We start from the raw sequence: 20,031 nt of genomic DNA, 5'->3' as shown, positions 1-20,031 counted from the left end.
GAAAAAGCTCCGGCCGCAAGGCCGGCGTTCTTCATCTTGCCCAGCAGGAGCCTTATGTCCGATTCTTCTTCCTTTTCGACCATGCCTGCCATTCCGGGAGGCTGGTTCAGCGTGTCCACCGCCTTCAAGCGAGCATTGGTGTCGCAACTGCAGCCGCGCATGCTGCTGGCTCTGGTCATGCCGTTCGCCATCATGCTGCTGGGCCTGGTCCTGCTGACCTGGCTGCTCTGGACTCCCATCCAGGGCTGGCTGACACAGGTCCTGAGCGACTGGAATGCCTTCGAAAGCGTGGACCAGTGGCTGATCGGCCTGGGCCTGTTCTCCATCAAGCTGTATCTGGTGCCGCTGCTGGCCATCGGCATTCTCCTGCCTCTGGCCGGCGCCGTCGGGCTGGTGATCGCGGCGGTGCTGGTCATGCCGCTGGTGCTGGGGCACCTGCAGCAGAAGGATTATCCGGACGTGCTCAAGCACGGCCATAACGCCACGGTCTACAGCGTCTGGAACAGCGTGTGGGTGGGCGTGCTGTTCGTGGTCGGCTGGCTGGTGACGCTGCCTTTGTGGATCTTTCCGCCCTTTGCCCTGATCCTGCCCGTGCTCTGGTGGGTGTTCGCCCTGACCCGCATCCTGAAGGTGGACTCGCTGGTCGAGCACGCGGACGTGCGTGAGCGCCGCCTGTTGTGGAGCGGCCTGAACCGGCAATACTGGCTGATCGGCCTGACCTTCGCCGTGCTGAATCTGCTGCCGCCCGCCTGGCTGGTGCTGCCGGTGTTCTCGGCGCTGGTATTCGCCCATTTTTCCCTGGAGAACCTGCGGCGCCTGCGCCGCCAGGCCGTGTCAACCGCTTCGCATCCCGTCATCGACCATGAGCAATAAAGGCCAACAGAAAATCCGTTTGATCATCATAGGCGACGAAATCCTGTCGGGTCGTCGCCAGGACAAGCATTTTTCCAAGCTGATCGAATTGCTGTCCCAGCGCGGCCTGCAATTGAACGGCGCCGAGATCGTTTCCGACGACCTGGACGATATTGCCGCCGTGCTCAAGCGCAGCTTCGCCACCCCGGACATCGTCTTTTGCTGCGGCGGCATAGGCGCCACGCCGGACGACCAGACCCGCCAGGCGGCGGCAAAGGCGCTGGGGGTGGAGTTGCGCTTGCATCCCGAGGCGGCGCTGCTGATCGCCGAGCGCTGCGCCGACAATGAGCGCAATGGGCAAGGCAGCGCCGACATGACGCTGCCCGAGAACCAGCAGCGCCTGCAAATGGGCGTGTTCCCCGTGGGCGCGGACATCGTCCCCAATCCGTACAACAAGATTCCGGGGTTTTTCATCAACAATCACACCTTCATGCCCGGTTTCCCGGTCATGGCCTGGCCCATGATGGAATGGACGCTGGACACGCGCTACCAGTCGCTGCACCACCAGGTACAGCGCGTGGAGCACTCCTTTCTGGCCTTCAACCTGCCCGAGTCGCGCATCACGCCCGCCCTGGAGCATCTGGAGCTGCAATGGCCGGGCGTCAAGGCCTTCAGCCTGCCCAGCGTGGGCGAGACGGGCGGCCAGCCGTACATCGACCTGGGCGTCAAGGGCGATCCGGACCAGGCCACCCAGGCGCTGGACTACCTCAGGCAGCAGGTTCTGGATCTAGGCGGAAGTCTGACGCCCATGCAAAAATAGGGCTTGCCAAGTCGGACTCCGTTCCATATTATGGGAATTGTTGCGCTGCATCAAAGATCCCTACCAACAATGACAACAAGCTCTTCTACGACCCAAAGCGCTGCCGCCGCCAACGGAAACCAGATGTCCATCCAGGTGCTGGAGCGCGCCATGATTCTTCTGGACGAGCTGGCCAAGCAGTCCGAGCCCGTTGCGCTGAAGAACCTGGCTGCGGCCACCGGCCTGCACACGTCCACCACTCACCGCATCCTGAATGATCTGGTGGTGGGCCGTTACGTGGAACGCGTGGACAGCGGCCTGTACCGGCTGGGCATGCGCCTGCTGGAGCTGGGCTCGCTGGTCAAGGGGCGGCTGAACGTGCGCGCGGCCTCGCTGGAGCCCATGCGCGAACTCCACAAGCTGACCGGACAGACCGTCAATCTGTCGCTGCAGCAGGGCGACGAGATCGTCTATGTGGAGCGTTCCTGGAGCGAAAGCTCGGGCATGCAGGTGGTGCGCGCCATCGGCGGCCATGCGCCGCTGCATTTGACTTCCACCGGCAAGCTGTTCCTGGCCTCCTGGGAGCCGCGGCAGGTGCGCGCCTACGTCATGCGCACCGGCCTGGCCGGCGCGACCCGCAACAGCATCACCCAGCTCGATACGCTGGAGCGCGAACTGGCGCAGGTGCGCCGTCACGGCTATGCGCGCGACAACGAAGAACTGGAGATGGGCGTGCGCTGCATCGCGGCCGGCGTCTACGACGACACCGGCAAGCTGCTGGCCGGCCTGTCCCTGTCCGCGCCGGCCGAGCGCATGCACGACGAATGGATCCCCATCCTGATGTCCACGGCGGCCAAGATCTCCGAGACGCTGGGGTACGACGGGCAGCACTAGAATGGCGGCCGGTCCGGCTTAAGTGCTTGTTCTGTTGTCTTTTTCCTGTCATCCGGGCTGCGTATACTCAAATAAGAAAGCCCTTATGAACATTATTATGTTGCGGCGCAGCAAATTTCATTGACATTGACCTGATTTGGTTTTACATTGAAATTGTTGCGGTGCAACATGGAAGGTTTGCCTTGTGTAGCAGTGAATGGGCCGGGCCTTCTTAGACCGAAGTCTGCTATTTCCTGTCTCCAAACTTAGCGCCAGTCTGATCCACGGCGGCGCACCACCGAGGAAAACATCATGAGCGCAATTCCACAAAACGTACTGGAAACCCAAAAAGCAACCCTGGACAATCTGTTCGCCGTGCAAGGCCAGTTGTTCCAAGGCTTTGAAAAACTGATCGACCTGAACCTGAGCATCCTGCGCTCTTCCCTGGAAGATGCCGCCAGCAAGTCCCAGCAGGCCATCAACGTGAAGGACGTGCAGGACGTGGTCGCCCTGACGCAAAGCGTGGTGCAGCCCAATGCCGAAAAAGCTCTGCAGTACGGCAAGAGCGTGTACGACATCTTCTCCAACGTCCAGTTGAACCTGTCCCGCATCGCCGAGTCCCAGATTGCCCAGGGCCAGCAGCACGTCACCGAAACCATCGATCAACTGGCCAAGAACGCGCCTACCGGCACGGAAAGCGCCGTGGCCCTGCTCAAGACCTCCTTCGCCACGGCATCCAATGCCGCCGAAACCGTGGTCAAGGCAGCCCGTCAGGCCGTCGACGCCGCCGACAACAACATCCAGGCCGCCACCAACGCCAGCCTGAAAGCGGCTGCCCAGGTCAGCGAAGCCGGCAGCAAGTCGGTTGAAGCCGCCGCTTCGGCTGCCGCCGCAGCCGCCCCTGCCGCCGGCAACCGCCGCGGCGCCAACGCCAACTAAGCCATGCCGTCCGGCCTTCGGGCCAGGATGGAAAAAGCCAGCTCATCGAGCTGGCTTTTTTTGTCGCCGCGGGCGGGCGCACGCCCAAGGCCCCGCCTGCGCATGAGGCTTTACAGGGCGCGCACGCACTCCGAAATGAGCGCCGGGCCTTTGTAGATCAGGCCGGTGTACAACTGCACGGCCTGGGCGCCGGCCTGTATTTTTTCCTGGGCCTGACGGCCTGATTCGATGCCGCCCACGCCGATGATGGGGAAATCGGGCCCCAGCCGTTCACGCAGGCGGGAAATGACCTTCAGGGACAGTTCGTGCACAGGAGGGCCCGATAGCCCGCCTTGTTCCTGCGCATGGGGCTGGCCCTGCACCGCCTCGCGGGACAGCGTGGTGTTGGTGGCGATGATGCCATCCAGCCCCTGGCCGGGAACCGTGTCGGCGACGGCGTCGATCTGGTCCTGGTCCAGGTCGGGCGCGATCTTGACCACGATGGGCACATAGCGGCCGTGCTCGTTGGCCAGTTGCCTGCGCAAGTCCTGCAGCGCGCCCAGCAGGCGGGCCAGCTCGTCCTGGCCCTGCAGGGCGCGCAGATTCTTGGTGTTGGGCGAGGAAATGTTGACCGTCACGTAGTCGGCATGGGGATAGACGGCGCGCAGGCAGGTCAGGTAGTCGTCCTGGGCCTGCTCGATGGGGGTGGTGGCGTTCTTGCCGATATTCAGGCCCAGGATGCCGCCCTGGGAACGGTAGCGGCTGCCGCGCACGTTCTGGATGAAGGTGTCCAGGCCGTGGTTGTTGAAGCCGAAGCGGTTGATCAGGGCATTGGAGCCGGGCAGGCGGAACAGGCGCGGCTTGGGGTTGCCGGGCTGGGGCTTGGGCGTGACGGTGCCCACTTCCACGAAGCCGAAACCCAATGCGCCCAGCGCATCGATGTGCGCGCCGTTCTTGTCCAGGCCGGCCGCCAGGCCCACAGGGTTGCGCAAGGTCAGCCCCATCAGTGTCAGCGGCCTGGCGGGCAGGTCTTTCAGGAGCGAGCCCAGCAGCGGAGTGCTGTGGGCGCAATGCAGGGATTTGAGCGTCAGTTCGTGGGCGTGTTCGGCATCCAGGCTGAGCAGCACCCGTCGAGTCAGAGGATAGAGGCTGAATAAGGCGGACATGCGGGCAGATGAGAAGGACGTTAGGCCGGCCATTCCCAGCGGCCGTTGACGAGCAGCTGGTAGGGGCGAAAGCGGGTTTTGTACGTCATTTTACGGCTTTCTTCGATCCAGTAGCCCAAATACAGCCAGGGCAGGGATTCCTGGCGGCAGTATTCCAGCTGCCAGAGGATGGCGTAGGTGCCCAGGCTGCCTGCATCGTCCGGATCGAAGAAGGTGTAGACGGCCGACAGTCCGTCCTGCAGCAGATCGATGACGGAGACGATCTTCAGCACGCCGACCGGATCGCGGAATTCGACCAGGCGGGAACTGACGTGGCTGGCCAGCAGGAACTGCGCGTACTGGGACTGGTTGTCTTCGTCCATGCCGGCGCCGGGGTGCCGGCTGGACTGATAGCGCCGGTACAGCTCGTAGTGATCGGCGTTCCAGTGCAGGGGCAGAACCCGGGCCTGCAGCGTGCCGTGCCGCTTGAGGGTGCGGCGCTGCGTGCGGTCCGGATGGAAATGCAGTGCGTCGCAGCGCAGGGGCTGGCAAGCCTGGCATTGGTCGCAATAAGGGCGATAGGTGAAGGTGCCGCTGCGCCGGAACCCCTGCTGGACCAGTTTGGAATACACCTTGTCGTTGATCAGGTGGGAGGGCGCGGCAACCAGCGAGCGGGCCTGGTGGTCAGGCAGATAACTGCATCCGTAACTGGCGGTGGAGTAAAACTGCAGCGTCTGGGGACTGGGTGCTTTGGGGTGGCTCATGCGGATCTACCATGCGTGACAGATCCATTATGGGACGCCCGCGTTGAGCTAGCAAGCGGGCTCTTCCCGCAGGCGCATGCGGCCCTGCGGCCAGGAAGGCGGCGTTTCGGGCAGCGCCCGGGCCAGGGCGTTCAGAAAATCGTCCCGAGGCACGGGACGGGCGCCCAGGCTGGCCAGGTGCCGGGTTTCCTGCTGGCAGTCGATATGGCGCACGCCGGCGCCCTGCAGGAAGTCCACCAGATGGGCCAGGGCGATCTTGCTGGCGTCCGTGCGCAGCGCGAACATGGATTCGCCAAAGAAGAAGCGGCCCAGGCTGACGCCGTACAGGCCGCCGGCCAGCTGGCCGTCCATCCAGGTCTCGATGCTGTGGGCGTGGCCGGCGCGGTGCAGGGCCCCGTAGACCTGCCGGATCTCGGCGCTGATCCAGGTGCCGGCCTTGGCTCGCAACGCGGCGCAATGAGCGATCACCTGGTCGAAGGCCTGGTTGCAAGTGACGGCGACGGGAGCGTCGGGTTCGTGCTGGCGGCGACGGATCTGGCGCAGCTTCTTGGCCAGCGAGCGCGAGACGCGGAATTCCCGGACATCGAGGACCATGCGCGGGTCGGGACACCACCACAGCACGGGGTCGCCCGGGCTGTACCAGGGAAACATGCCCTGGCTGTAGGCTTCCAGAAGGCGGGGCACGCTCAGGTCCAGTCCGGCGGCGACCAGCCCTTCAGGCGTGGCCTGCGCGGGGCTGGGCAGGGCCTGGTCCGGGGCGACCCAGACAAGCGTCATGGCCGGTTGTGTTCGCGTTGCGCGATATCGAATTCGTGGATCTGGAAGCGGCCCGCGCGACGATCCTGCACGTAACGCTGCAAGGTGGCCGAGACGGTGCGAAAGGCCAGATTGTCCCAGGGGATTTCGTCCAGGTGGAAGAAGCGCGCCTCCAGGGTCTCGGGACCGGGGTCCAGGACCTCGCTGGTGACCGTGGCCAGGAAATACACATGCACCTGCTCGGCGTGCGGCACGCTGATGACCGTGAAAAGCGATCCAGGCTCGACCTGCGCGCCGGCTTCCTCGCCCATTTCGCGCAGGGCGCCCTGCGCCAGGGTTTCGCCCAGCTCCATGAATCCGGCGGGCAGGGTCCAGGTGTTGTAGCGCGGTTCGATGGCGCGGCGGCACAGCAGAACCTGATCCTCGCCCCACATGGGCACGATGCCGACCACGTTGCGCGGATTCTGGTAGTGCACGGCGCCGCAGTGTTCGCAGACATCGCGCATGCGGTTGTCATCGGGCGGGATGAGGCGGGACAGCTTGGCTCCGCATTGACTGCAGAAATTCTGGGCGCGCGGCGCGGGGAAATAAAAGGAGGCGGAAGGCTGGGTCATGCAAACAGTTCGGTGGACGGTTCAAATGGGATCTGTCTCTGGGAATGCAATATACGCCAATTCCCGCGCGGGGGACACGGCTGCGGACCAGATGACAAGGGGGCGGGGCGCTGGATAGGCGGACGTGCGCCAGCCCTCGCTGCGCTGCGGCCGGCCTGTGTCCAGGTCGCCCAGCCCCCGGCCCCGGCCGTCGTGCAATTGATCCGCCAGGGCAGGCAGGTCGCGGCCGGCCAGCAGGGCCGGGCCGCGCTGCGTCTGGAGATACAGCCAGCCCTGTGCGCTCAGGTACCACGCCAGCACCTGCTCGACCAGCTGCCCGGCCTGATCCTGGAGATGCACGCCGTCGGGCGCCAGATGCAGGACGAGGGGGGCGCCGTCCAGGCGCACGAATACTTTCTGGGGGCCGTTCTGGACGTACCAGCGTCCCTGTTCGTCGGCCTGATAGTTGCGGTTCAGGAAGTCGAGCAGTCCGGCGTGCGTGATCAGTTCGCCCGAGGTCGGCGGATGCTGCAACGCATCGCCGCGAGGGTGGTGGAGCCAGCGTCCCGCATGATCCAGGGACAGCCAGCCGCTGACTGCCGGCACGTCCGGCCATTTCCGCATGGCCCGGATGACTGCTTCATCCATGGCCGGCTCAGTGGACCAGCTTGCGCTGGGCACGCTGCAAGACGCGCAAGGCGGCGCGGGCGTGCTCGGGCACGGTTTCCTGGGCCCAGCTCTGGCAGAGCGCGCGCACCCATTCAGGCTGGGATTTGGCGGCGTCGTTGAGCCAGTTGGCCACGGAGTCCTGGACATAGATGGAGCTGTCGTTGCGCAGGGCTTCCAGGATGGGCAGCGCCGCCGCCGGATTGATCTTGAAGTCGGCGATGTGCGGGCACCAGACGCCGCGCGGCCTGAGGATTTCACAACTGAAGCGCCGCAGCCGCTCGGACGGAGACAGGCTCCAGTCGCGCAACTGCTCCACCGCCAGGGATGGCGCGGCAACGACGTAGGGGCGCAAGGCCAGCCAGGACCATTCCCGCACGCCGAAATGTTCGTCGTTGGCCAGCGGGGCTATTTTGTCCAGTCTTTCGCGCAGCGAGAGCGCCGGCAGCTCGGCGATGATGAAGCATGCCCAGCCGCGCACGGTATCGGACACGTGGGTCTGCAGATAAGCGGTGATGCCTTGCCCGTATTGCGCCAGCAGCACGTTCGCCATCTGCTTCATGCGCTGCAGTATGCCCAGTTGCTGGGCCTTGAGCGCGGCGTTCAGCGAATGGGGCGAAAGGTCGGGCAAGGCATGCCGGGCCAGTACGGCGTGATCGATGGCGAGCGCCTCGACAAGGGTCGCGCTGGGCACCTGGCCTGCATTGAGGGTTTGCAGCAGGGACGGGGAAATATCCCTAAGCCGGGTAGCTCCTTTGCGCGCTGGTGTGTGGGTCATGGATGAATGGTTTGTCAGTTTTGTCCTCGAGGACGTTGCCCTGTAGAGCCTCGGACAGCAGACTGGACAGGCGTTGGCGCAGCTCTTCTGGTAAGTAGGTAAAGACGCCGGAAAGCCATTCCGTATAGTAAGGCAGTAAATGATCGCACAATTCCTGTCCCGCTTCAGTCAATTTGACGGTCAGTACGCGACGATCGGCGCTGTTGTTCTGACGAATCAGCAATTGTTGTTGTTCCAGGCCGTCGAGCAGCCCGGTGATGGTGGCCCGGGTCACGCCGGCCTGCTCGGCCAGCAGCGCCGGACTCAGCCCGTCGGGATGGCGGCTGAGCAGGAACAGCAGGATCAGGCGGCCTTCGGACAGGCCGAAGTCATTCAGCAAGGCGCTGGAGGCCCGGTTGATGCTCGAGGCCAATGAAAGTATGCGCAGGCAAAGCTCCACATCCTGAGCCTTGGGATGCGCCTGACGTTGGGTTTCAGCCAGGATGGTCTGGTATTTCAGTTCAAGTAGGTTCATAGTGCCGTGCCAAATCAGTAGGTCGCGGTTGAATCAGTAAACGTCCTGGAAAAGAACAACAAAACCGGGCGACGCGCGGATTGTTTTCGTTTATTCCTGTGCGGCTGCTTTTTTTGTGGATTTTTTGTCTTGTTTTTGAATTTCATTTTTTCTGATTTAAACATCTTTTATTGATGTAAAATTTTCATTTAGTAAAATAAAACCTGTTTTTTTAAGCACCGACGGTTTAGGTTTTGTATCGGAATGGATAAGGGAATTTCGTAAGCGGCTGTAGGGAGGCGCAAGCGCCGCGCCGCCGCTTTGGCGCAGGCGCCGCGGGCCTTGCGCCAGCCAGGTTTTCGCTTGCAGGCGCGTTTGTCCAGGTGCGCGGGCCTGAGAAGTGATGCAATCATGCAACGCCGGACGGGGCTGCGCGGGATGAGGGACAGGCGGCGGGACGCCCATGCACAGGGGCGCGGCCGGATGCGCCGCCGTCAGGCAGGCGCGTGCAAGCCCCTCTTTGTGCAAGAAAAACGGCAAACGGCCTGGCGGTCCTGCGTCCGGCGTTTACAATGGTTACAGCGCTTCCCGAGCTCGACGATGCCTTCAAACAAGGCGGTTGGACCATTCATTCCGCGCAGCAGATTGCAAAGTGGCCCGTTTTTGACGGGCCTTTGCTTTCAGGAACCGGATATAAGCATTTTCCGAAGGTTCCTTGCGGTATTTGCCAGCATGTCCCCGAGCCCCTGCCAAGTTCGCAAGAAATGGCAGGGCTTTGGTTCGCTTGAACGCCGGGCCCGGACATGAAGCGTGTCAGAAAAACTTTGCTATCGTTATTAAGGAAACGAAGGAATTATGAGTCAGTTCCGTATCGAACATGATTTACTGGGTGACCGTGAAGTCCCCGACGAAGTCTATTATGGTGTTCACACCTTGCGCGCCAAGGAGAATTTCCACATTACCGGTACGCCGATTTCTACCTACCCGGAACTGATTAAAGCCCTGGCCATGGTCAAGCAGGCCGCCGCCCAGGCCAACTTCAAACTGGGGCTGCTCAGCGAAGAGAAGCACAACGCCATCGTGACCGCCTGCCGGGCCGTGGCCGACGGCGCCTTGCACGAGCATTTCGTGGTCGACATGATCCAGGGCGGCGCGGGCACCTCCACCAACATGAACGCCAACGAGGTGATCTGCAACCTCGCGCTGGAGAGCATGGGCCACAAGCGCGGCGAATATCAGTACCTGCATCCGAACGAAGACGTGAACATGGCGCAAAGCACCAACGACGTCTACCCCACGGCCCTGCACGTCGCGGCCTACCGCTCGCTGGACCCTCTCTTCGCAGCCATGGAGCGCCTGCGCGACGCCTTTCTGGCCAAGTCCGAGGAATTTTCTTCCTACATGAAGATCGGCCGCACGCAGTTGCAGGACGCCGTGCCCATGACCCTGGGCCAGGAGTTCAAGGCGTTCGCCACCATGGTCAATGAAGACATCGTGCGCCTGAAAGAGTCGCGCAAGCTGATGTGCGACGTGAACCTGGGCGGCACGGCCATCGGCACCGGCATCACGGCGCACCCCGACTACGCTGCGCTGGCCGTCTCCTACCTGTCCGATATTTCCGGCGTGGAGCTGCGGGTGGCAGGCGACCTGATCGAGGCGACCCAGGATTGCGGCGGCTTCCTGCACCTGTCCGGCGTGCTCAAGCGCACGGCCGTCAAACTGTCCAAGCTGTGCAACGACCTGCGCCTGCTCTCGAGCGGCCCGCGCGCCGGCATGGGCGAAATCCACCTGCCCGCCGTACAGGCCGGCTCCTCCATCATGCCCGGCAAGGTCAATCCCGTGATTCCGGAAGTGGTGAACCAGGTGGCCTTCGAAGTGATCGGCGCCGACATGACGGTGACCATGGCGGCCGAAGCCGGCCAGCTGCAGCTCAATGCCTTCGAGCCCGTGATCGCGCACTCCCTGTTCCGCAGCATGTCCTTGTTGACCAATGCCTGCGATACGCTGACCAAGTTCTGCGTGGTCGGCATCACCGCCAACCGCGAATGCCTGGAAGTCAACATCGAGCGTTCGATCTCCCTGGTGACGGCCCTGAATCCGTTCATCGGCTACAAGGCGGCGACCTCCGTGGCGGCCGAGGCCTTCAACACCGGCACCAATATCCGCGACGTCGTGCTCAAGCGCGGCCTGATGGGCGCCGAGGAACTGAACGAAGCGCTGCGCGCCGAGTTGCTGATCCAGCCGCGAGACCTGCGCGCTGCCGATCCAGTCTGAAACAGGCCTTGCGTGGATGAGCTCGGACGCAGAACAGTCACTGCTGACTGTTCTACGCCTAGCGAATCCGAGGCGCATGCAGGCGCCGAGGTGGACAAGCCCGGATCTTTTCCGTGTCGGCCTGAAAATGCCTCCTGACGGGAGGCTTTTTTTATGCCTGGCGCAAACGTGCGGGCATGGTAAGGTTTGGCATTGCTGGCGATGGGGGAGCGGCACAGATGGAGTCCTTTTATGGTGTGGTGGCGGTCGGCGCCGTGCTGGCCGGGTTCGTGCAGGGCCTGTCGGGCTTTGCCTTCGGCCTGGTGGCCATGTCGTTCTGGGCATGGTTCCTGGAGCCGCAGCTGGCCGCGGCCCTGGCGGTCTGCGGGGCCTGGACGGGCCAGATGCTGGCCGCGCTGACCCGCCGCCGGGCTTCGTACTGGGGAACGCTGATGCCGTTCCTGGCGGGCGGGGTGCTGGGCGTGCCCCTGGGGACGTGGCTGCTGCCCATGCTCGACGCCCAGCTCTTCAAGGTGTTCCTGGGTGCGCTGATGGTGATCTGGTGTCCTATCATGCTGGTTTCCGGCCGCCTGGGGCAGGTTCCGGTGCGCAGCCGCGCTGTGGACGGCCTGGCGGGCCTGGCCGGCGGGGTGATGGGCGGCCTGGGCGGCTTCACGGGCGTGATCCCGACGTTGTGGACCACCATGACGGGGCTGCCCAAGGACGAGCAGCGCGCCGTGATCCAGAACTTCAACCTGGCCACCCTGTCGGTGACCCTGCTGGCCTACCTGGCCACGTCTTCCATACAGCCCGGCATGCTGCCGGCCATCGCCGTGGTCGTGCTGGCCGTGGTGCTGCCGGTGCTGGCCGGCGCGCGCCTGTATGTGGGGATCAGCCAGCAGGCATTTCGCGTCATCGTCCTGAGCCTGCTGACGCTCTCGGGCGTGGCCATGCTGGCTTCCGCCTTGCCGCCGGTGCTGGCCAGGCTGGACTAGGCGTCTTTACGCTAGGGTAATGCTCTATGGCGCCGGACGCGGTTTGGCCGTCATAATGAGAATCGGCATCGGGAGCGCATTTCGCCCTCCTGCCATCTGGAGCAGAGCCCATGAGAGTTCTGGGGTTTCAATTGTTGTTCGGCGATCACCTGGCGCGCAGTGTGCGGGGAGTGTCCTGCGCGCCCCCCGAAAAAGCCTGACCCGAGCGTCCGCGTTTTTTCACCTAGCCCAAGCAGTTGGAGTCTCACATGACTGATCTGTTCGACAACCCCATGGGTCTGATGGGGTTTGAATTCATTGAATTCGCCGCCCCCACGCCCGGCGTCCTGGAACCCGTCTTCGCGATGATGGGGTTCACCAAAGTGGCGGTGCACCGCTCCAAGAAAGTCTCGCTGTACCGCCAGGGCGAGATCAACCTGATCCTGAACGAAGAGCCCAAGAGCCACGCCGCTTATTTTGCCGCCGAGCACGGCCCATCGGCCTGCGGCATGGCCTTTCGCGTGCGCGACGCGCACAAGGCCTACGAGCGCGCCCTGGAGCTGGGCGCCCAGCCCGTGGACATTCCCACCGGCCCCATGGAACTGCGCCTGCCCGCCATCAAGGGCATAGGCGGCGCGCCCCTGTACCTGATCGACCGCTATGGCGAAGGCAGCTCCATCTACGACATCGATTTCGTCTACCTGGACGGCGTGGACCGCCACCCCGAGGGCGCGGGCCTGAAGTACATCGATCATCTGACGCACAATGTCTACCGCGGCCGCATGGCCTATTGGGCCCAGTTCTACGAACGCCTGTTCAATTTCCGCGAGATCCGCTACTTCGACATCAAAGGCGAGTACACGGGCCTGACCTCCAAGGCCATGACCGCGCCCGACGGCAAGATCCGCATTCCGCTGAACGAGGAATCCTCCAAGGGCGCGGGCCAGATCGAAGAGTTCCTGATGCAGTTCAACGGCGAAGGCATCCAGCACGTGGCCTTCCTGACGGACGATCTGATCGGCACCTGGGACAGGCTCAAGGCGTTGGGCATGCGCTTCATGACGGCGCCGCCCGCGACCTACTATGAAATGCTGGAAGGCCGCCTGCCCGGCCATGGCGAGCCGACCGCCGAACTGCAAAGCCGCGGCATCCTGCTGGACGGCACCTCCGAAGGCGGGCAGCGCCGCCTGCTGCTGCAGATCTTCTCCGAGACCCTGCTCGGGCCGGTGTTCTTCGAATTCATCCAGCGCAAGGGCGACGACGGCTTTGGCGAAGGCAACTTCAAGGCGCTGTTCGAATCCATCGAACGCGACCAGTTGCGCCGCGGCGTCCTGAAAACGGAATAGCCCATCGGCAAGCCCATGAAAAACCGCCCTTCGGGGCGGTTTTTTTTGGGGGGCTGTGCAAAATGTCAACGCACCGGCGGCTGCAGGAGGCGGTACAGGTCCAGCATCAGGTCGGACTGGGTGATCATGCCGACCAGGCGGCGCTCGTCGTCCACGATGGGCATGTGGCGGTGGCGGCCCTGGCTGAACAGGGGGATGAGGTCGGCTACCGACATGTTCTGGTTCGCCGTGGCGACCGGCGTGGTCATGACGTCGGCCACGGTGGGGGCCGGGCGCTGTCGAGGGGACAGGAAGTGGCGCAGCCGCTGGCGCAGGGTGTCAGGCTTGTCCAGTCCGGCGCGCCTCAGGAAGTCCGACAGGGTCAGGATGCCGATGACGTGTCCGTCCTGGTCCAGTACGGGCAGGGCCTTGATGTTGCGTTCGCGCATCAGGTCCCAGGCTTGCTGCAGCGGCATGTCGGCCTGGGAGGTGACGGGCGAGGCGTTCATCAGCGTGGCGCAGCGCCGGGTGCCCAGGTTGCGGCGAAAGGCGGACTGGTGCACGAAGCCGACCAGTTTTTCCAGGTCGTCGTGGCTGATGTTCAGGGTCTGGTTGTAGTGGCTCAGGGCGGCGTCGTAGTCCTGGTCGATGAAGCGCGGCGTCGTGTGGGAGGGCGGCGCATGGATCTTCAGCGACGGCGGGTAGGGCACGCCGGTCAGGCGGTTGTAGATCATGCCCAGCAGCACCAGCACGCAGGAATCGAAAAGCACCGGGAAGACGGCGAAATGGTAGTCCTGGATGCCGTTCAGCGCCGGGAACACGGCCATGGCGATGCTGGGCGGATGTACGGAGCGCAGCGCCAGCATCAGCAGCATGGCCACGCACACGGCCACGGAGATGGAGGCGATGGGATGAGGCAGCAGGATGGCGCAGGTGATGCCGGTCAGCGCGCCGACCAGGTTGCCGGCCAGAATGTTCCAGGGCTGGGCCAGAGGACTGGTGGGCACCAGGAAGATCAGCAGGGCGCTGGCGCCCAGCGAGGCCACCAGCCAGTGGTGGGCCTCCGCATAATTGGCGAAGGACAGGCTGAGCCAGGAAGTGATGAGCACGCCCAGCGTGGCGCCCAGGGTGGCGCGCAGCATCTCGGTGCGGGGAATGGCCAGCGATCTGGGGCGCAGGCAGGAAAGCCAGTGGCGGAGTGAAGCGGTCATGCCGGAGGGGATGAAGGACGGAACCAGTCGGCAATGATACTCCGATCAGGCGGCGCTCAGGGCCGTGGCAGGCGCCGGATGCCGTCGCCGGCCGGCGCGCGCGCCGTTCGGTCGCCACGGACTGTGGAACACCGTCCACGGTGACGGTGATGTGATCGCGCTGCAGGGAATGCAGCACCACGCCCGGCGCCAGCTCCTGCCCCTGGCGATAGGCGCGGACCGGCTGCTGGTTGATGCCGAGCAAGGCGGCGCCGCTGCCGGCGCTGGTGATCATGCCATGCAGGCGCAGCTCCGGCAGCGCCGTGGCGCCGCCGAACCACGAGGCGAGCGCCTGCGTACCCTGGCGCTCGGCGGGCGTATCGTTGAGCAGGGGGATGGGCGGGCCGGCCGGCAGCCAGAGATCGAGGGCGAGTGCGCCCAGGGCCAGCGCGATGCCGGCCTGGCACAGGCGCACCCACAGATATGACGGAAATATGGCGGAAATAATACCCATCTAGACTGCGTTCCATCGAGGTTCGGCAGGCAGCCGCAGTCGGCTGCCCATGCCGCAGCTATTTTGAGCGTGGCCCATGAAGCCCGTATGACAAGCCCGCCGGGTTTTTTACTTCGTCCGCATAATTCATGTTTCGAATTTACACACTACAACAGAAAGAAGGCAGGCCGTCCGCGCCGCCGTGCCGGCCCCATCCCCAGAAGGGCTTTTCGCTGATCGAGGTCATGGTGGTCGTGGTCATCATGGGCATCATGGCCGCGCTCGTGGTGCCCAGCCTGATGGACAGGCCCGATCAGGCCCGCATCGTAGCCGCCCGTCAGGACATCGCGGCCCTGACGCAGGCCCTGAAACTGTACCGGCTGGACAACGGCCGCTATCCATCCACGGCGCAGGGGCTGGCCGCCCTGCATGAACGGCCCGCCCAGCCTCCGGAACCCCGCAACTGGCGTCCCTACATGGACCGCCTGCCTCAGGACCCCTGGGGCAATCCGTACCAGTACCTGCAGCCCGGCGTACGCGGCGAGATCGATGTGTTCTCGCTGGGGGCGGACGGCCGGCCGGGAGGCGAAGGGACCGACGCGGACATAGGCAATTGGGACTGATGCCGTGCAGCGGGGATTCTCCCTGATCGAAACCCTGGTGGTGCTGCTGATCGTGGGCATTGTCAGCACGGCCGGCCTGAGCGTGCTGGTCCTGGACCGGGCCGAGGGCGTGCAGGGCGATGCCCGGCAGCTTGTCCTGCGATTGGCCCAGGCGCAGGCCTATGTACGCGAGAGCGGGCATGCCGTGTCCTGGACGGCGGATGCGCAGGGCTACCGTTTCCGCCTGCATGCCGCAGCGGTCGCGACGCCGGGGGCGCAGGCAGGCGCCGCGCGGGACCGCGACCGTTTTGCACAGCTGTTCCCGGAGCGCCGCTGGAGCGCCCAGGCCTTGAGAGTACGCATGGAGCCCGCCGGGCCTTGGCTGTTCGTCAATGAATGGCTGTCGGCGCCGCGCCGGCTCGAGCTGGACGATGGGCGCCAGGTGCTTCATGTGCGCAGCGACGTCAACGGCCGCTTCGCGGTGCAGCCATGAGCGAGCGTGGCATGACGCTGGTGGAAGTGCTGATCGCCCTGGCCATCGTCGCCGTGGCGCTGACGGCGGGTCTGCGCGCCCTGGGGCTGAGCGCATCCGGCAGCCAGGCCATGCAGCAGCGCAGCGCCGCCTTGCTGGCGGCGGACGCCGTCCTGGCGGAGATGCGCCTGCGCCGGCTGTTCCCCGAACCGGGCCAGTCCACCGTGCCCTGTCGTCAGGGGGAACTGTCCCTGCAATGCCGGCAGACGGTGCTGGCCACGGCCAATCGCCATTTCCGCCAGGTGACCGTGCAGGCCTTCCTGCCCGAAGGGCCCGTCCTGGCCGAACTGCACGCCCCGCTGGCGTCCCTGCCATGAGGCCCGCCGTGCAGCATGGGTTCACGCTGGTGGAGATGATGGTCGGCCTGACCATCCTCGCCCTGATCAGCGGCATGTCCTGGCGCGGCCTGGATGCCGTCTTGCGCGCCGACGAGCAGCTGGGCGCGCAGGCGGCCCGGACCCGGGCCCTGTTCAATGCCCTGTCCCAGATGGCGCGGGACCTGGAGCAGCATGTGCAGGCCCCGGCGCAATCCGAAGGCGGAGCGGTGGCCGCGCTGCCCGCCAGCATACGCTGGCAGGCCGAGGGCCAGGGGCCCGCGATGTTGCTGATCGAGCGCCGCGCCGATCAAGGCGCGGGCGCGCAGCAGATCCAGTGGCGTCTTCAGGACGGCCGCCTGCAACGCGCGGCGGGACTGGGCGGTCTCGCCTATCCGCTGCCTGAACCGGGCCCCTTGTTCGACGTGCTGGAGCCGGTCAGCGCCTGGAGCCTGAGGATCTGGATACCCGCCCGAGGCTGGCAGAGCTGGCCCTGGCCTCAGGAGGTCGGCGCGGCGGCGACCGGCATCGAGTTGTCCTTGCGTCTTGGAGACGACGAGCACCCCTACCGCAAAGTGGTGATGCTGCCATGAGCGTGGCGCGCCAGGCCGGGATGGCCGTGATCAACGCGCTTGTGGTGGTCATGGCGGTATCGCTGGCGACCATGGCCATCGTGCAGCGGCAAAGTTCATTGGCCGTGCAGCTGGCCAGCGAGCGCGATCATCTGCAGGCCGGCTGGCTGCTGCGCGGCGCCTTGGACTGGGGCCTGCTGGTGTTGAGGCTGGATGCGCAGCGTTCGGCCGTCACGCAGGCGGGCGGTTTGTGGGCCCAGCCCTTGCAAGAGTTGAAAGTGGAGACTCCGGACAAGTCGCGCGCGGCGTATTTCTCGGGGCGCATCGAGGACGAGCAGGGCAAGTTCAACCTGGCCGGGCTGGCCCTCCAGGGCCGCATCCAGCCCACGGCCGTGCAGGCCTTGGAGCAATTGTTGCGCAGTCTGCGGCAAGCCGAAGGGCTGGCGCTGCCGATGGCGCGGCAACTGGCGCAGGCTCAGTCCGGCCAGGGGCCCTGGCCACGCCATGTGGCGGATTTCCTGCCGGGCGAGCAGGAACAGGCTGCGCGGCTGGCGCCATACCTGACGTTTCTGCCGCAGGCCGTGGCCGTGAACGTGAACACGGCCAGCGCGCCGGTCCTGGCGGCCCTGCAGCCCGAGGTCGGCCTGGCGGAGTGGCGCAGCCTGCTGGCGCAGCGCGAGCGGGGCGGCTGGTTTCGAGATACGGCTGATGTGCTCGCGCGTCTGCAGCGTCAGCAGCCGCTGGCGGGCGCGGCCCTGGCGGTGCGCAGCGAATGGTTTCTATTGAGCGGCGAGCTGCGGCTCGACCACAGCCGGGTGGCGACGCAGGCCCTGATACACCGGGCTCCCGATCGCAGCCGCATTGTCTGGATTCGTTGATTGATGAAGAACGTGTTACGCCTCTATCTGGATTCGTCCTCGGGCCTGGCGGGCGCTCCCGTGCTGGACTTCGTCCTGCGGGACCGGCGCGGGCAGGTGCTGCGCCGCGGGAGCGCCCCGCTGGAGGAACTGCGGGAGCAAGGTCTGGCGCGCGCGGTCGAGCTGATTCTGCCGCCGGACCTGGCGACGACCACGCAGATCCGCATCCCGGCGGTCAGCGCCGCGCGCCGGGCCGCGGTCGTGAACAGCGCGGTCGAACCTTTGTGCCTGAGTCCCCTGGAGCAGGTCTGGGTCGCCTGCGGGCGGCGCCTGGAAACCGGGCTGGCGGACGTCGCCTGGGCGGAGCGCGCGCACTTGCTGGCTCTGGGGGAGCAGGCGCGGGTGGCGGGCCTGTCCGTGAGCGGCGTCTATGCCTGGTCCGAGCGTCATGCCCAGGATCGCGCCGGCCAGGGCGACGCGGTGCAGGTGTCCGACTGTTCCTTGCTGATGCCGGACATGGCCGCCCAGGGAGGACAGGCGGCGTTTGTGCGCCTGGCCTTGTGGGCGCTGGCCGCCGTGCTGGCCTGGGCGCTGGTCTGGCAGCAGCAGGCGCGCAGCCTGCGGCAGGAGGTCCGGAGCCTGCGGACGCAGATGGAGCAGTCCCTGCGCCAGACCCTGCCGCAATTGCCCGTGGTGGTCGCGCCGCTGGTCCAGGCCCGCCAGCACCGTGATGCCTTGCTGGGCGAGCGGGGCGGGGCGCCGGCCTTGTTCGATCGGCTGCTGCTGGGCGCGGCGGCTCAATGGCCTTCCCTGGAAGGGCGGGTGCGGGCGCTGAACTTCAAGGATGGCGCGCTGGGCCTGGTTCTGGCTTCGGACGCGGCCCTGGAGCCGGCGGAGGCGGATTCGGAACTGCAATGGCAGGCGGGCGACGCGCCCCGCGAGGTGCAGCTGCGCATGAGGAAAGCGCCCGGGGCGGGAGGACAGCCATGAACTGGATTGACCGCCGCCGGCCGGCATGGCGGCAGGCCGCGCAGGCCAGGGCCGCGGAAGCGGTGCAGCGCTGGCGCCAACTGAGCCGCCGCGAGCAGAAGGCCTTGCTGATGCTGGCCGGGGCGACGGCGGCGCTGGCCCTGTGGATGTTGCTGTTGCGGCCCGCATGGCGGGACATGGCGCAGGCCCGCAAAGAGCTGCCGCGCCTGCAATATGAACAGGCAGAACTGCAGGCCGTGCTGGACCAGATCCGCGTGCTGGAACAACAGGCCGGTCAGACGCACGTCGAGCAGGGGCGGGACAAGGCGCTGGAGCGCAGCTTGCAGGTCCTGGGAACGCAGTGTCGCGTGCAGGATGGACAGACGCGCGTGGTGGCCTGCCAGTCGGCCCCTGCCGCCGCCCTGGTGGATTGGCTGTTGCGCTATCCGCGCCTGCTGGGGCTGGAGGTGCAGGCGCTGGAACTGACTCGTTCGGTGGTGGACAGCCGTGAAAGGCCCGGCCTGCTGGACGGGCGCATCGAACTGCGCGCAGGGGCACCCTCATGAGGGCCGTCGGACGAGCGCTGGGGGTGGCGCTGATTCTGGCGCTGCTCATGGCGGCGGCGGTTCCCTTTCTGCCGGCCCGCCTGCTGCTGGCCTGGCAGCCCGAGCAGGCCTTGCTGCGGCTGGTCAGCGCGCACGGCAGCCTGGCCTCGGGCCAGGGGCTGCTCAGCGTGGGATCGGGCCGTCTGGCCCGGACCATTCCAGGCCCTTTGAGCTGGCAGTGGCGGCTGGCGCCCTGGCCGCGGCTGGAGCTTGGCCATGTCTGGCTGGAGCAGCCGGTGCGTGTGCAGGCCGGCCTGCAGGGCTGGAGCCTGTCGGGGCAGACCTTGAACCTGCCCGCCTCGGTGCTGGGCCGCTTGCATCCTTTATTGCAGACAGTGCAGCCGCTGGGCGAGCTGAGCCTGCGCTGGCCCAGCCAGGCGCTGGGTTCGGCGACGGGCGCCGTGCTGGAGCTGGACTGGCGCGCCGCCCGTTCCGCTCTTTCCGGCGATGCCGAACTGGGCCATTACCAGTTGGCGGTCAGCCGCCAGGGCAGCGGCTTGCAGCTGTCCCTGCGCACCCTGTCCGGCGATCTGACGCTGGCGGGTCAGGGACAGTGGACGCCGGGGGGCCTGCGCTTCGACGGCAAGGCCAGGCCGGCGCGCGCTGACGACGGCCGCTTCACGGAATTGCTGGCCGTCCTGGGACCTCAAAGCCAGGGCGTGACGCACTGGCGCGTTGCCACAACGACTACGACACAGGAATAAACAG

Annotated in this window: 25 protein-coding genes; 16 read left to right on the top strand and 9 right to left on the bottom strand. The window is 65.6% G+C overall.

Features of this window, described 5'->3' with window-relative positions; translation table 11 throughout:
• The first annotated feature begins 54 nt into the window (after positions 1-54).
• The 4 genes from ACWPWO_RS12385 to ACWPWO_RS12370 all read left to right on the top strand — a co-directional run bounded on the left by ACWPWO_RS12385 (position 55) and on the right by ACWPWO_RS12370 (position 3,463).
• Positions 55-873, top strand: a complete 819-nt coding sequence (locus ACWPWO_RS12385) for an EI24 domain-containing protein (protein WP_454006852.1) — start codon at positions 55-57, stop codon at positions 871-873.
• Positions 863-1,672, top strand: coding sequence for a competence/damage-inducible protein A (locus tag ACWPWO_RS12380; protein ID WP_394061311.1), 810 nt, complete (start codon positions 863-865; stop codon positions 1,670-1,672). Before ACWPWO_RS12385 ends, ACWPWO_RS12380 begins: the two co-directional genes overlap by 11 nt.
• A gap of 123 nt (positions 1,673-1,795) precedes the next feature.
• A complete protein-coding gene (locus tag ACWPWO_RS12375) occupies positions 1,796-2,545 on the top strand; it encodes an IclR family transcriptional regulator (protein WP_394061309.1) in 750 nt (249 codons plus the stop codon).
• Positions 2,546-2,836: 291 nt separating this feature from the next.
• Complete coding sequence (locus ACWPWO_RS12370; RefSeq protein ID WP_394061307.1) at positions 2,837-3,463, top strand: phasin family protein; 627 nt, start codon at positions 2,837-2,839, stop codon at positions 3,461-3,463.
• Positions 3,464-3,573: 110 nt separating this feature from the next.
• Here ACWPWO_RS12370 and ACWPWO_RS12365 read toward each other — a convergent pair whose 3' ends face one another.
• From ACWPWO_RS12365 to ACWPWO_RS12330, 8 genes are all read right to left on the bottom strand, one after another.
• Positions 3,574-4,608, bottom strand: coding sequence for a quinone-dependent dihydroorotate dehydrogenase (locus ACWPWO_RS12365; RefSeq protein ID WP_454006851.1), 1,035 nt, complete (start codon positions 4,606-4,608; stop codon positions 3,574-3,576).
• A 20-nt stretch (positions 4,609-4,628) separates the two neighbouring features.
• Positions 4,629-5,351: an arginyltransferase gene (locus tag ACWPWO_RS12360; protein ID WP_454006850.1), complete on the bottom strand. Its 723-nt coding sequence runs from the start codon at positions 5,349-5,351 to the stop codon at positions 4,629-4,631.
• Positions 5,352-5,399: 48 nt separating this feature from the next.
• Positions 5,400-6,128, bottom strand: coding sequence for a leucyl/phenylalanyl-tRNA--protein transferase (aat, locus tag ACWPWO_RS12355; RefSeq protein WP_454006849.1), 729 nt, complete (start codon positions 6,126-6,128; stop codon positions 5,400-5,402).
• Positions 6,125-6,721 carry an NUDIX hydrolase gene (locus ACWPWO_RS12350; RefSeq protein ID WP_394061299.1) on the bottom strand — a complete coding sequence of 199 codons (597 nt, stop codon included), beginning with the start codon at positions 6,719-6,721 and terminating at the stop codon, positions 6,125-6,127. Before ACWPWO_RS12350 ends, aat begins: the two co-directional genes overlap by 4 nt.
• A gap of 21 nt (positions 6,722-6,742) precedes the next feature.
• The gene (locus ACWPWO_RS12345) at positions 6,743-7,348 is read right to left on the bottom strand and encodes a DUF2946 family protein (RefSeq protein ID WP_454006848.1); all 606 of its coding nucleotides are present in this window, start codon (positions 7,346-7,348) and stop codon (positions 6,743-6,745) included.
• A gap of 7 nt (positions 7,349-7,355) precedes the next feature.
• Positions 7,356-8,144 carry a DNA alkylation repair protein gene (locus ACWPWO_RS12340; RefSeq protein WP_454006847.1) on the bottom strand — a complete coding sequence of 263 codons (789 nt, stop codon included), beginning with the start codon at positions 8,142-8,144 and terminating at the stop codon, positions 7,356-7,358.
• Positions 8,104-8,658: a MarR family winged helix-turn-helix transcriptional regulator gene (locus ACWPWO_RS12335; RefSeq protein ID WP_454006846.1), complete on the bottom strand. Its 555-nt coding sequence runs from the start codon at positions 8,656-8,658 to the stop codon at positions 8,104-8,106. Before ACWPWO_RS12335 ends, ACWPWO_RS12340 begins: the two co-directional genes overlap by 41 nt.
• Before the next feature lie 156 nt (positions 8,659-8,814).
• A complete protein-coding gene (locus ACWPWO_RS12330) occupies positions 8,815-9,165 on the bottom strand; it encodes a hypothetical protein (protein ID WP_454006845.1) in 351 nt (116 codons plus the stop codon).
• Between the two features lie 327 nt (positions 9,166-9,492).
• On the opposite strand from ACWPWO_RS12330, the gene aspA reads away from it, so the two are divergent.
• The 3 genes from aspA to hppD all read left to right on the top strand — a co-directional run bounded on the left by aspA (position 9,493) and on the right by hppD (position 13,210).
• The gene (aspA, locus tag ACWPWO_RS12325; RefSeq protein WP_394061290.1) at positions 9,493-10,911 is read left to right on the top strand and encodes an aspartate ammonia-lyase; all 1,419 of its coding nucleotides are present in this window, start codon (positions 9,493-9,495) and stop codon (positions 10,909-10,911) included.
• Between the two features lie 218 nt (positions 10,912-11,129).
• Positions 11,130-11,885 carry a sulfite exporter TauE/SafE family protein gene (locus tag ACWPWO_RS12320; RefSeq protein ID WP_454006844.1) on the top strand — a complete coding sequence of 252 codons (756 nt, stop codon included), beginning with the start codon at positions 11,130-11,132 and terminating at the stop codon, positions 11,883-11,885.
• Positions 11,886-12,133: 248 nt separating this feature from the next.
• A complete protein-coding gene (gene hppD / locus ACWPWO_RS12315) occupies positions 12,134-13,210 on the top strand; it encodes a 4-hydroxyphenylpyruvate dioxygenase (protein WP_394061286.1) in 1,077 nt (358 codons plus the stop codon).
• A gap of 65 nt (positions 13,211-13,275) precedes the next feature.
• On the opposite strand, the gene ACWPWO_RS12310 is transcribed toward hppD, so the two are convergent.
• Positions 13,276-14,400 carry an HPP family protein gene (locus tag ACWPWO_RS12310; RefSeq protein ID WP_454006843.1) on the bottom strand — a complete coding sequence of 375 codons (1,125 nt, stop codon included), beginning with the start codon at positions 14,398-14,400 and terminating at the stop codon, positions 13,276-13,278.
• Positions 14,401-14,551: 151 nt separating this feature from the next.
• Here ACWPWO_RS12310 and ACWPWO_RS12305 point away from each other — a divergent pair, with 151 nt between their 5' ends.
• The 9 genes from ACWPWO_RS12305 (at position 14,552) to gspN (ending at position 20,027) form a co-directional block, all read left to right on the top strand.
• Positions 14,552-14,866 carry a hypothetical protein gene (locus ACWPWO_RS12305; RefSeq protein ID WP_454006842.1) on the top strand — a complete coding sequence of 105 codons (315 nt, stop codon included), beginning with the start codon at positions 14,552-14,554 and terminating at the stop codon, positions 14,864-14,866.
• A 155-nt stretch (positions 14,867-15,021) separates the two neighbouring features.
• Complete coding sequence (gene gspG, locus ACWPWO_RS12300) at positions 15,022-15,495, top strand: type II secretion system major pseudopilin GspG (protein WP_394061280.1); 474 nt, start codon at positions 15,022-15,024, stop codon at positions 15,493-15,495.
• A gap of 4 nt (positions 15,496-15,499) precedes the next feature.
• Positions 15,500-15,967 carry a prepilin-type N-terminal cleavage/methylation domain-containing protein gene (locus ACWPWO_RS12295; protein WP_454006841.1) on the top strand — a complete coding sequence of 156 codons (468 nt, stop codon included), beginning with the start codon at positions 15,500-15,502 and terminating at the stop codon, positions 15,965-15,967.
• Complete coding sequence (gene gspI, locus ACWPWO_RS12290; RefSeq protein WP_454006840.1) at positions 15,964-16,323, top strand: type II secretion system minor pseudopilin GspI; 360 nt, start codon at positions 15,964-15,966, stop codon at positions 16,321-16,323. The genes ACWPWO_RS12295 and gspI overlap by 4 nt, the downstream gene beginning before the upstream one ends.
• Positions 16,320-16,913 carry a PulJ/GspJ family protein gene (locus tag ACWPWO_RS12285; protein ID WP_454006839.1) on the top strand — a complete coding sequence of 198 codons (594 nt, stop codon included), beginning with the start codon at positions 16,320-16,322 and terminating at the stop codon, positions 16,911-16,913. Before gspI ends, ACWPWO_RS12285 begins: the two co-directional genes overlap by 4 nt.
• Positions 16,910-17,770: a type II secretion system minor pseudopilin GspK gene (gene gspK / locus ACWPWO_RS12280; protein WP_454006838.1), complete on the top strand. Its 861-nt coding sequence runs from the start codon at positions 16,910-16,912 to the stop codon at positions 17,768-17,770. The genes ACWPWO_RS12285 and gspK overlap by 4 nt, the downstream gene beginning before the upstream one ends.
• Positions 17,771-17,773: 3 nt before the next feature.
• Positions 17,774-18,739: a GspL/Epsl periplasmic domain-containing protein gene (locus tag ACWPWO_RS12275; protein WP_454006837.1), complete on the top strand. Its 966-nt coding sequence runs from the start codon at positions 17,774-17,776 to the stop codon at positions 18,737-18,739.
• A complete protein-coding gene (gspM, locus tag ACWPWO_RS12270) occupies positions 18,736-19,284 on the top strand; it encodes a type II secretion system protein GspM (protein WP_454006836.1) in 549 nt (182 codons plus the stop codon). Before ACWPWO_RS12275 ends, gspM begins: the two co-directional genes overlap by 4 nt.
• Entirely contained in the window at positions 19,281-20,027 is a 747-nt protein-coding gene (gspN, locus tag ACWPWO_RS12265) for a type II secretion system protein N (RefSeq protein WP_454006835.1), read from the top strand. The genes gspM and gspN overlap by 4 nt, the downstream gene beginning before the upstream one ends.
• The last annotated feature ends 4 nt before the right edge of the window (positions 20,028-20,031 follow it).

The sequence above is a fragment of the Alcaligenes sp. Marseille-Q7550 genome (assembly GCF_965112015.1).
Note: the sequence above shows the minus strand (reverse complement) of the source record. Positions and strands in the feature narration are given on the sequence as shown.